This is a genomic window from Achromobacter insolitus, assembly GCF_002209555.1.
Classification (GTDB): Bacteria; Pseudomonadota; Gammaproteobacteria; order Burkholderiales; family Burkholderiaceae_B; genus Achromobacter; species Achromobacter insolitus.
On record NZ_NJIF01000005.1, the window covers coordinates 277285 to 288766 of the forward strand.

General features: G+C 64.7%; 6 protein-coding genes. All 6 read right to left on the reverse strand.

Features of this window, described 5'->3' with window-relative positions:
• Positions 1 to 9 precede the first annotated feature (9 nt).
• The 6 genes from CEY08_RS19100 to clpA all read right to left on the reverse strand — a co-directional run bounded on the left by CEY08_RS19100 (position 10) and on the right by clpA (position 11428).
• The gene (locus CEY08_RS19100) at positions 10 to 1155 is read right to left on the reverse strand and encodes a branched-chain amino acid ABC transporter substrate-binding protein (protein WP_063642376.1); all 1146 of its coding nucleotides are present in this window, start codon (positions 1153 to 1155) and stop codon (positions 10 to 12) included.
• A gap of 237 nt (positions 1156 to 1392) precedes the next feature.
• Entirely contained in the window at positions 1393 to 5214 is a 3822-nt protein-coding gene (putA, locus tag CEY08_RS19105; RefSeq protein WP_076814389.1) for a trifunctional transcriptional regulator/proline dehydrogenase/L-glutamate gamma-semialdehyde dehydrogenase, read from the reverse strand.
• A 150-nt stretch (positions 5215 to 5364) separates the two neighbouring features.
• The gene (locus tag CEY08_RS19110; RefSeq protein WP_084738569.1) at positions 5365 to 6081 is read right to left on the reverse strand and encodes a PqiC family protein; all 717 of its coding nucleotides are present in this window, start codon (positions 6079 to 6081) and stop codon (positions 5365 to 5367) included.
• Between the two features lie 5 nt (positions 6082 to 6086).
• Positions 6087 to 7751: a PqiB family protein gene (locus tag CEY08_RS19115; RefSeq protein ID WP_042794192.1), complete on the reverse strand. Its 1665-nt coding sequence runs from the start codon at positions 7749 to 7751 to the stop codon at positions 6087 to 6089.
• 39 nt (positions 7752 to 7790) lie between these two features.
• The gene (locus CEY08_RS19120; RefSeq protein ID WP_063642373.1) at positions 7791 to 9107 is read right to left on the reverse strand and encodes a paraquat-inducible protein A; all 1317 of its coding nucleotides are present in this window, start codon (positions 9105 to 9107) and stop codon (positions 7791 to 7793) included.
• 8 nt (positions 9108 to 9115) lie between these two features.
• A complete protein-coding gene (gene clpA, locus CEY08_RS19125) occupies positions 9116 to 11428 on the reverse strand; it encodes an ATP-dependent Clp protease ATP-binding subunit ClpA (protein WP_063642516.1) in 2313 nt (770 codons plus the stop codon).
• Positions 11429 to 11482 lie beyond the last annotated feature (54 nt).

The following is an 11482-nucleotide window of genomic DNA, read 5'->3' on the forward strand; positions in this document are numbered from 1 at the left end:
CCAACCGCCTTAGTTGGCTTGGCTGACCATCGTTTCAACCATCTCCCACTTGCCGTTCTTGACTTCGTAGATGGTGACCGAGATTTCCTTCAAATCGCCGTTGGCGTCATACGAGATGTGCTCGCTGGTCGCGCCCTTGCGGTTCAGCTTGGCCAGGGCCGGCAGGTACTTCTCGGGCTTGGCGGAACCGGCCTGCTCGATGGCGGAGATCATGTTCCACGCGCCATCGTAGGCGTAAGGCGCGTACACGCCAGGCGCCTTCTTGAAGCGCGCCTGGTAGCGCTGCTCGAAGTCCTTGCCCGCGGCCATCTTGTCCAGCGGCACGCCGGCCAGCGAGGCGTAGGTGCCATCGGCGGCATCGCCCGCCAGCTTGATGAAGGTATCGCTGCGGGTCATTTCACCCGAAACCAGCGGCGCCTTCAGGCCCAGGGTCGCCAACTGGCGCTTCATGGGACCGGATTGCGCGTCCAGGCCGCCATAGAAAATGGCGTCGGGAGCGGAACCCTTGATGTTGGTCAGGATGGCGGTGAAGTCATTGGCCTTGTCGGTGGTGTACTCGCGGCGCACGACCTGGCCGCCGGCCGCCTTGACGGCCTTCTCGACCTCGTCAGCCAGGCCCTGGCCATAAGCGGTGCGGTCATCAATGATGGCGACCTTCTTGGCCTTCAGCTTTTCCACCATGAACTTGCCGACCGCGGCGCCCTGCTGGGTGTCGCTGGTCATCATGCGGAAGGTAGTCTCGTAGCCTTGCTTGGTGTATTCGGGAGAAGTCGCCATGGCGATCTGGGGCAGGCCGGCTTCATGGTAGACGCGCGAAGCCGGGATCGTCGTACCCGAGTTGAAGTGGCCCAGGATGCCGACCACGTCCTGGTCGACCAATTGCTGGGCAACCTGCACACCGACGCGGGGATCCGCCTGGTCGTCGCGCGACACCAGCACGAACTTGGCGGTTTCGCCGTCGACCTTGATGCCCTTCTTGTTGGCTTCTTCCAGGGCCAGGTTCAGGCCGTTCTGCATGTCTTCGCCATAGTGCGATTGCGGACCGGTCAGCGGCGCGGCAAAACCGAACTTGACGTCGGCTGCCTGCGCGGAGGCGGCCATGCCGGCGGCGGCGATGCTGGCGGCGAGAAGCTTCAAAGTGGTGCGGAACTTCATGGGTATCCTCCGAGTGTCGGACTTAAGACCTTGTTATACCTGAGCTTTTAGCCAGGCTTTTGGTTTTTCACTACTGCAAGCCCGATGTAGCGGGAGCTTGCGCCTGCAAATTCTGCAAGATCCGGAAGCCGGGTTGCGACTTCCGGATTTGAGGTGCGACCGGATTTTGCTTCCAGTGCAACCCCGGCCGATATTGGAGATAACCCTTGGATACCCAAGGGTTGCCCACAGCCGGCCTCAACCGATGGTCATGAGGCTGGCGTTGCCGCCCGCCGCTGCCGTATTGACGCTGAGGGAGCGCTCCGCCAGCAGGCGTTCCGGGACATAGCTGGCGCCCGCCGCGATCGCGTCGGACGTGAGGCCATGCACCGACAGAATGGCCCCCGGACGCTGCGCGATGCGCTGGTTCAGCGCCCGCAGCGCGTCGCCATCGCCTTCGAACAGCACGGCTTGATAGTCCGCCTGGTCGACCTCGTCATCGGCCAGAATGCCTGCCTGCTCCTGCTGGCTGGCGTCCAGCGACGCCAACAGCGCCTGCGCCGCCGGCGTGTCCGCGAACCAGGCATGGTTGCCGGTCAGTCTGGCGACCGACCATTGCGCCCGCGCGCCGGCTTCGGTGGCGGCCACGCAATACACCGCGCCGCGCGGCTCGACCACATAAGTATTGGTTTCGCCGGTCGGGCCCGGCAGCGCAATGCGCTGCGGCAAGGGCGCTGCCGCATCGAGGGCCGGTGGCAAGCCAGCCGGGCGCGTGCCCAGCAAGCGATACATGTAGAGCGGACCGCCGGCCTTGGGGCCGGTGCCGGACAGGCATTCGCCGCCAAAGGGCTGCACGCCCACCACAGCGCCCACGATATTGCGGTTCACGTAAACGTTGCCCGCGTGGACCTGGCCAGTCACGTGCGCAATGGTTTCATCAATGCGCGTATGCACGCCGAATGTCAGGCCATAACCGGTGCCGTTGATAGCGTCCAGCAAGGCGTCGAGCTCATCGCGCTTGTAGCGGACTACGTGCAGCACGGGGCCGAACACTTCGCGCGTCAGTTCGCTGATATGGTCGATTTCGATGATGGTGGGCGGCACGAAGGTGCCATGGCGGCATTCGCCATTCAGTTCCACCTGATCGACGCGGTGGCCCGCCGTGCGCAGCGTCTCGATGTGGCGCTGGATGCCATTGCGCGCTTCCGTGTCGATCACGGGCCCCACGTCCACGGACAGGCGGTCGGGGTTGCCCACGCTCAGTTCGCGCATCGCGCCGCGCAGCATGGTCAGCACGTGGTCGGCATTGTCTTCCTGCACGCACAGCACGCGCAGCGCCGAGCAACGCTGGCCCGCCGAATCGAACGCGGAGGTCAGCACGTCGAACACAACCTGCTCCGACAACGCCGAGGAATCCACCACCATGGCGTTCTGGCCGCCGGTCTCCGCGATCAGCGGGATGGTGTGACCGGCGTCGTCCAGGCGGTCCGCCAGCGTGCGGGCGATGATGCGCGCGACGTCGGTGGATCCGGTAAACATCACACCGCGCACGCTCGGGCTGGCAACCAGTTGCGCGCCTACGGTTTCGCCGCGGCCCGGCAGCAGCTGCACGGCCCCGGCCGGCACGCCGGCCGCGCGCAGGATGGCGACGGCTTGCGCGGCGATCAACGGCGTCTGTTCGGCGGGCTTGGCAACCACCGTATTGCCGGCGGCCAGCGCGGCCGCCACCTGGCCCGTGAAAATGGCCAGCGGAAAATTCCAGGGGCTGATGCACAGCACAGTGCCCAGCGGGCGATGCGTATCGTTGCTGAACTCCGCCTCGGCCTGGTCCGCGTAATAACGCAGGAAGTCCACGGCCTCGCGTACTTCGGCGATGGCGTTGGGCAGCGACTTGCCGGCCTCCCGCACGATCAGGCCAAGCAAGGTCTGCATCTGCTCTTCCAGCAATTGCGCGGCACGGCGCAAGCACTGGGCGCGCTCGGTCACCGGCGTGGATTGCCAGATGGGCGCCGTATTGGCGGCGGCACGCAGCGCGGCCTCGGCCTCCGCTTCCTGTGCCTCGATCACGTGGCCCACCACGTCGCGCAGGTTGGCGGGGTTGCGAACCTCGATGGCGCGGGCGGCATCCCAAGCCCCCTCGCCTTCACCCAGCATGGGCCCGGCGCGCCACGGCATCGCGGCGCTCGCCAACAAGGCGGCGGACAGCGATCCCAGGCGATGTTCATTGCTCAGGTCCAGGCCCGCCGAATTGGCCCGGGCGCCTTCCTGCGGATCGCCATAGAGTTCCCGCGGCAGCGGAATCTTCTCGTGCGGCGCGCCCAGCGGCACGATGCGCGCGGCGGCTTCCACCGGGTCGGCCACCAGTTGCTCGACCGGGATGCTCTCGTCGCCGATCAGGTTGACGAAGGACGTGTTGGCGCCGTTTTCGAGCAAGCGGCGCACCAGGTAGGCCAACAAGGTTTCATGCGTGCCCACCGGCGCGTAGATGCGGCACGGGCGATTGAGCTTGCCTTGGGACAACGGGCCCACTACTTCGTCGTACAAGGGTTCGCCCATGCCGTGCAGGCATTGGAATTCGTACTGGCCGGGGTAGTAATTCTGGCCCGCCAGCTGGTAGATGGCCGACAGCGTGTAGGCGTTGTGCGTGGCGAACTGCGGGAACACCGCCTCCGGCGCGCCCAGCAGCTTGCGGGCGCAGGCCAGGTAGGCCACATCCGTGTAGACCTTGCGCGTGTAGACCGGATAACCTTCCAGGCCATCGACCTGGGCGCGCTTGATCTCGCTGTCCCAGTACGCGCCCTTGACCAGGCGCACCATTACGCGATGGCGGCTGCGGCGGGCCAGGTCGATCACGTAGTCGATCACAAAGGGCGCACGCTTCTGGTAGGCCTGGATCACGAAGCCGATACCGTTCCAACCGTCCAGCTCGGGCTCGAAGCAAAGCGCCTCCAGCAGGTCCAGCGATATTTCCAGGCGGTCGGCCTCCTCGGCGTCGATATTCAGGCCGATGTCGTAGCTGCGAGCCAGCACGGTCAGCGCCTTCACGCGCGGCAGCAATTCAGCCATGACGCGCTCGCGCTGGGCGCGAGAGTAACGCGGATGCAAGGCAGATAGCTTGATCGAGATGCCCGGGCCTTCGTAGATTCCGCGACCCGCCGCGGCCTTGCCTATCGCGTGGATGGCCTGCTCGTACGACGCGTAATAGCGGTCGGCGTCCTCGGCCGTGGTCGCGGCCTCGCCCAGCATGTCGTAGGAATAGCGGAAGCCGCGTGCCTCCAACTTGCGGTTGTTGGCCAGCGCTTCGGAAATGGTCTGCCCCGACACGAATTGCTCGCCCATCATGCGCATGGCCATGTTCACGCCCTTGCGCACCAGCGGCTCGCCACCCTTGCCGATCAGGCGGGTCAGCGCCTTGGACAGCGATTGCTCGCTGCTCACGGCCACCAGCTTGCCCGTGATCATCAGCCCCCAGGTGGCGGCGTTGACGAACAGGGATTGCGAGCCGCCCATGTGCGACTTCCAGTCGCCGCGGGCGACCTTGTCGCGGATCAGCGCATCGCGCGTGGCGCGATCGGGAATGCGCAGCAGCGCCTCGGCCAGGCACATCAGCGCCACGCCTTCCTGGCTGGACAGCGAGAATTCCTGGATCAGTCCCTCTACCCCACCGCCGCTGCGCTTGCCGCGCAACTTCCTGACCAGGTCGGCGGCCATGGCGTGGATCTTTTCCAGGTTGGGCATGCGGGCCTGGCCCAACAGCAGGGGCACGCACTCGGGCTCGGGGCGCCGATAGGCCGCGGTAATGGCCGCGCGCAACACCGACTGCGGTTGCACGTCCTGGCCGAATTCGTAGAACGGCGGCGTGGGCGTGGCATGGCCCTCGCCCGATTCGTCGTCGCCGCCTGCATCCATACCCAGATGAGACATCTCGGCAGGCAGGTGGCCGCGCTCGATCTTGTCCAGGTAGGCAAGAATCGCCTGCTTGTGCAGCCAGTGGGGCGTGCAATTGAGCTTTTGCGCGGCGGCCTTCAGCCGGTCGCGGAGCGCGTCGTCGACTTTAACGCCTAGGGTCGTGCTGGCCATAAGAGATTGCTTCCTGTCGCATGGCAATGGTGATACCGGGTCCACGGGAGACCGAGCATGGGTAGGACCGTATGCTAGACAGGTTGCAACTTGGTTTGCACTATGGTTAACCCTAGGTTAACCACTTGAGATCAAGAAGGAATTTTCGCGCTAATCCTTGAGCGCCGCGCACCCCAGCATCTGGACTGCAGCCGAGCCCCCCGGCGCTTGCCCTCGGATGGCCGTAGCCATGGCGCCAGCCAGGCTGACCACCGCGCGCTGTTGCGCGGCGATGAGCGCAGGCACGCTGTCTTCCGTCACCGATTCCGTGACCACGCTGCGGCACAGCAGGCCGGACCCCTTCATATTGACCGGCCGCACACGCCAGGTTGCATCCAGCTGGGCCATGCGTCCCGGCTCCAGTTCGAAACGCTGCACGTCGGTCTGCACCCGCCAGACCGCGGCGCCCGGCCCCGGCTTGACCAGTTGCACGTCCAGCGCGCCCAGCTCGCGCTTCAACGCATCCGACAGGGCGCCGCGCAGCTCGTCGCCCAGCGGCGAGCTCCAGCGCTCGGAATAGAGCGCCGACAAGCTGCCCTCGCCAGTGCGCACCATCAACTGGGGTTGGTCCGCCTGCGTCGAGATATTGACGGGTTGCACCTCGATCAGGAAGCTGGCCGGAGCCACACTGGCGGCTGGCGCCTGGGCGGCCGGCGCTTGCAGAGTGTGGTAATGCACCGGAGAGGAGGCGCCGCAGCCAGCCAGCGCTGCCGACAGCGCCAGCAACGACAGGACCGGGCGCAAACGGGAGACTCGCTTGCCCGCGGCACGGGTTTGCTCGGAACTCGAGCTCGCCTGGCGGGCGCAGGGGAATGGGCGTCTATTCATGGGTATCAGTTCCTGACAGGACCGGCGCCGGGGATCGGGTCTGGGCCGCGGCCGCGCAACAAGGCCTCGGGATTAGCTTGCAGGAAGTCGGCCAAGGCCCGCAGCGAACGAGCCGCGCGGCCCAGTTCCTGCATCGCCTTCTCCGTGTTGACCGGCAGGGAAGCGTCGGAGGCCAGCAGCGCATTGACCTGCGCCATGGACTCCTTGGCCTGCTTGAGCATGTTCTGCGCTTCCGGCGCGACTTGCTTGTCCAGGCGGTTCATGAGCTTGGAGGTACTGGCCAGCGTGGTGCGCAGGTCCTCTCCGATCTTGTCGAACGGTATCTTCTCGATCTTGGCAACGATATTGCTGATCTGCTGCTGCAGCTGGTCCAGGTTGCCGGGCACCGTCGGGATCATGGCGGGATCCGACATCTTGAATTCGACCGGCTTGGCGTTGGGGAAATCATCCAGCGCCACATACAGCTGGCCGGTCAGGAGATTGGCGGTACGCAGCTGCGCGCGCAGGCCGTGCTTGACCATGCCGCCCAGCAGACGGCCGCCGGCAACGTCGCCGTCCTTCACGGCGCGTTCGCGGACTTCGTCGAACACGCGGCCCAGGCGCTCCGGATACAAGGTGGCGTCCACCAGCGAATAGAAGCGCTTGGCCACCGGATCGAAGTCCATGTTGATCTGGGTGACGTTGCCCAGCGTGATACCGCTGAAGTCGATGGGCGCGCCCACCGTCAAACCGCGGATTGACTGGTCAAAGCGCATGCGGATGGGGAAGGCTTCGCCGTCCGGGTTGGCCTTGGCGGCAGCCTCGGTCGCATACAGGTCGAACTGCGCGTCGGCCTGCGCCTGCTTGCCGGAATCGCGCGCGGTCAGGACGGGCTCGAATGCCACGCCGCCCACCGCCATCGACACCAGCGATTGCGTGCGCACTTTGAGTCCGTCCGCATTGACGCTGAAATCGACGCCGCTGGCGTTCCAGAAGCGCGTTCCCTGGGTAACGAATTTGTCGTTGGGCGCGTCCACGAATACTTCCACGTTCACGGCCTTGCCGGTTTCGTCGAGCGCGTAGCCGATCACGCGGCCGACGTTGATGCGCCGGAAATACACGGGGGAGCCGATATCCAGGGACCCGAGGTCGGACGCCTTGAGCTTGAAACGCTTGCCGGCCCGGTCATGCGTGACGGCCGGAGGCACTTCCAGACCTTCGAAATGCAGCTTGGTCGCCTTCTTGGAACTATCCTTGCCTTCGACGGCGTCCACGCCGATATAGGCGCCCGACAGCAGTGTGCCCAGACCGGACACGCCACTCACATCCAGACGCGGGCGCACCACCCAGAAGTTGGTGCCTTCGCGCGCCAGGTCCGACACGTCCTTGGACAGCTCGGCCTGCACCACCACCTTGCTGCGGTCTTCATTGAAGCCAATGGACTTCACGGTGCCGATGTTCACGTCCTTGTAGCGCAGCTGGGTCTTGCCGACTTCCAGCCCTTCGGCCGTGTTGAATGAGATGGATATGTCCGGCCCGGCCTGCATCCAGGTCCGCACGACCAGCGACAACCCCATCAGGGCCGCCACGATGGGCACCAGCCAGATCCATGAAATCCGGCTCTTCTTCTTGCGCGAGATCGCCGGTGACGCGAACTTCTCTTCACCAGATCCGGGTGCTTGCTCGGACATCTACTCTTCCTTGTTCGTGGACGGAAGCCGCGGCGCTTCCTAGCCCATTTCCTTGCCGGCAACAGGCGCCGATTGGCGCCCGCCCTCCACCGGTGGCGATTCTATTTCACTTTGTTCTTCAAGATCCCAGCTCCGGCGCAGGTCGAAACTCATGGCGGACAGCATGGTCAGGATCACGACCACGCCGAAGGCTGCTGCGCCCGCGCCGGCGCTGATCTCCATCAAGCCCTGGAAATCGGCCAAGGCCGCCAGCAATATAACGACAAAAACGTCCAGCATCGACCACTGGCCGATGAACTCCACCATTTGATACAAGCGCGTGCGCGGACGCAGGTTGGTGGTGCTGCGCCATTGCTCCGTCAAGAGCAGCAGGATAAGCGCCAACAGCTTGGTCAGGGGCACCGCCACACTGGCGATGAATACGATCAGCGCGATATCCCAGGAGCCCATTTCCCAGAGCTCGACCACGCCACCGAGGATAGTGTGGGCGCTGTCACCCAGTACGGAACTGACCTGCATCACCGGCAATACATTGGCGGGGATGTAGAACACCACCGCCGCCAGCAATAGCGCCCAGGTGCGCGCCAGATGGTCGGGCTTGCGGTAGTGCACCTGGGCGTCGCAGCGCACGCAATGGTGTTCTTCTTCCGGATCGCCCGCGCGCGGCACGGCCTGCACCTGGCCGCAGACATGGCATCCGGTCAGCACGGTGTCGGGCCCCGCTTGCGGCACGTGCACGGGCACAACGCCCACCGACTCGGCATAACGCCACAGCACATGGGGCGACAGGCGCCCCAGCATAGTCAGCAGAATGGTAAGAATGCCGAATGCGGCCAGCCCGATGCCCGGCGCCACGGCCGCCATGCCGGCCAGCTTGACCACGGCCACCAGCACTCCCAGCAGGAATACCGGAACCATGCACCAGGGCCGCAGCACCCCCAACAGGCGCATGGCCGTGCGAAAGGCCGCGGGCTCGCGTCCGCGCGATAGCGGCCCCAGCACCCACAGCAGCACGCTCAGCTGCAACATGGGCAGCGCGAAGCCGGCCAGGCCCGTCATGACGGCCACAACCCAATGCCCTTGGCGCCAGGTAATGGAAATGGCGTCCAGCAGGGACGCTTGCTGAGTCATGCCCTGCACGGACATGGACGCGACGGGATAGGCATTGGCCACCCCGAACACGATGAGGGCGGAAATGGCGAGCGCCAGCCAATTGGACAAAGTAAGCCCGCTGTAGCGCCACAAAATGGCACCGCAGCGGGCGCAATTGGCGGTCTCTCCAGGTTCAAGCTGATGCCGGCGATAGATGCTCGCGCAGTGTTCGCACTCGATCAGCGGCTGGCGGTCCGCGGTCATTGAGTACCCTAGTCGACCAATTCGACTTCCTGCTTGTCAGGCGCATCCGACGAAGGCGGCTTGCCGTTCTCGTCGAAGTCCAGCTTGACCTTGCCCTCCTCGTCCAGGTCCACCGTCACCGTGCCGCCATCGACCAGCTTGCCGAACAGCAACTCGTCGGCCAGCGCGCGCCGGATGGTGTCTTGAATGAGGCGCTGCATGGGGCGGGCGCCCATCAGCGGATCGAACCCTTCCTTGGCGAGATGCTCGCGCAACCCCGTGGTGAAAATGGCTTCCACGCGACGCTCGTGCAGTTGGTCTTCCAGTTGCATGAGGAACTTGTCCACCACACGCAGGATGATTTCGCGGTCCAGCGGCGCGAACGGGATGATCGCGTCCAGGCGGTTGCGGAACTCGGGCGTGAACATGCGGCGGATTTCCGCCATTTCGTCGCCCACCACACGCGAATTGGCGAAACCGATGGACGGACGATTCAAGGTTTCGGCGCCCGCGTTGGTCGTCATGATCAGGATGACGTTGCGGAAATCCGCCTTGCGGCCGTTGTTGTCGGTCAGCGTGCCATGGTCCATGACCTGCAGCAGGATGTTGAACACATCCGGGTGCGCTTTTTCGATTTCATCGAGCAGGAGCACGCAATGCGGCTGCTTGGTGATGGCCTCGGTCAGGAGCCCCCCCTGGTCGAAACCGACGTAGCCCGGAGGCGCGCCGATCAGGCGCGACACTGCGTGCCGCTCCATGTATTCCGACATGTCGAAACGCAGCAGTTCCACGCCCAGCGTGAACGCCAGCTGGCGCGCGACTTCGGTCTTGCCCACGCCGGTGGGGCCGGAGAACAGAAAGGCGCCGATCGGCTTTTCCGGCTTGCCCAGGCCCGAACGCGCCATCTTGATGGCGGCCGACAGGGCTTCGATGGCATTGTCCTGGCCGAAGACCACGGTCTTCAGGTCGCGGTCCAGCGTCGCCAGCTTGCTGCGGTCGTCGTTGGAGACGGACTGCGGCGGGATGCGCGCAATCTTGGACACGATGTTCTCGATGTCCACCTTGCCGATCACCTTCTTCTGGCGGGAACGCGGCAGCAAGCGCTGCGCGGCGCCGGCCTCGTCGATCACGTCGATGGCCTTGTCCGGCAGGTGGCGGTCATTGATGAAGCGGGCCGACAATTCGGCAGCGGCTGACAATGCGGCGGACGAGTACCGCACGCTGTGGTGCTCCTCGAAGCGGCTCTTCAAGCCGCGCAGGATCTGCACCGTTTGCTCGACGCTGGGTTCGGCCACGTCGATCTTCTGGAAACGGCGCGACAGCGCATGGTCTTTTTCAAAGACGCCGCGGTACTCGGTATAGGTGGTCGCGCCGATGCACTTGAGCTGCCCGGAAGACAAGGCCGGCTTCAAGAGGTTGGACGCGTCCAGCGTGCCCCCCGACGCCGAACCGGCGCCGATCAGGGTGTGGATCTCATCGATGAACAGGATGGCGTCGGGATTGCCGCGAATCTGCTTGAGCACGCCCTTCAGGCGCTGTTCGAAATCGCCGCGGTATTTGGTGCCCGCCAACAAGGCGCCCATGTCCAGCGAATAGACCTGCGCGGCCTGCAGGATTTCCGGCACTTCGCCGCGCGTGATGCGCCAGGCCAAGCCTTCGGCGATTGCCGTCTTGCCCACGCCAGCCTCGCCGACCAGCAGCGGGTTGTTCTTGCGGCGGCGGCAAAGCACCTGAATCACGCGCTCGACTTCGTGCTCGCGCCCGATGAGGGGATCGATGCGTCCGGCCAGCGCGGCGGCGTTCAAATCGGTGGCGTACTGGTCCAGCGGCGACTGACGAGATTCGCCCTGTTCTTCACCATTGGTCTGCTGCTCTTTCTGCACGGCCGCGGACTCCACCTGGGGCTGTTTGGTAATGCCATGCGACAGAAAATTGACGACATCCAGCCGCGTCACCCCCTGCTGCTGCAGGTAGTACACGGCATGCGAATCCTTTTCGCCGAAAATGGCCACGAGCACGTTGGCGCCGGTGACGGGCTTCTTGCCCGTGCCTCCCGCGGATACATGCATGATGGCGCGCTGGATCACACGCTGGAAACCCAGCGTGGGCTGCGTGTCGACCTCGGCTCCGCTGGGGATGACCGGGGTGTTCTCCGAGACGAACTGGCGCAGGTTGCGACGCAGGTCATCCAGGTTGGCAGCGCAGGCGCGCAGCACTTCAACGGCCGAAGCGTTGTCGAGCAACGCCAGCAGCAGATGCTCGACGGTAATAAATTCATGCCGGGCCGAACGGGCCTCGACGAAAGCCATATGCAGGCTGACTTCAAGCTCTTGAGAAATCACGCTTCCTCCGTAACGCATCGAAGCGGGCAAATACACGATTCATATTCTATGCCG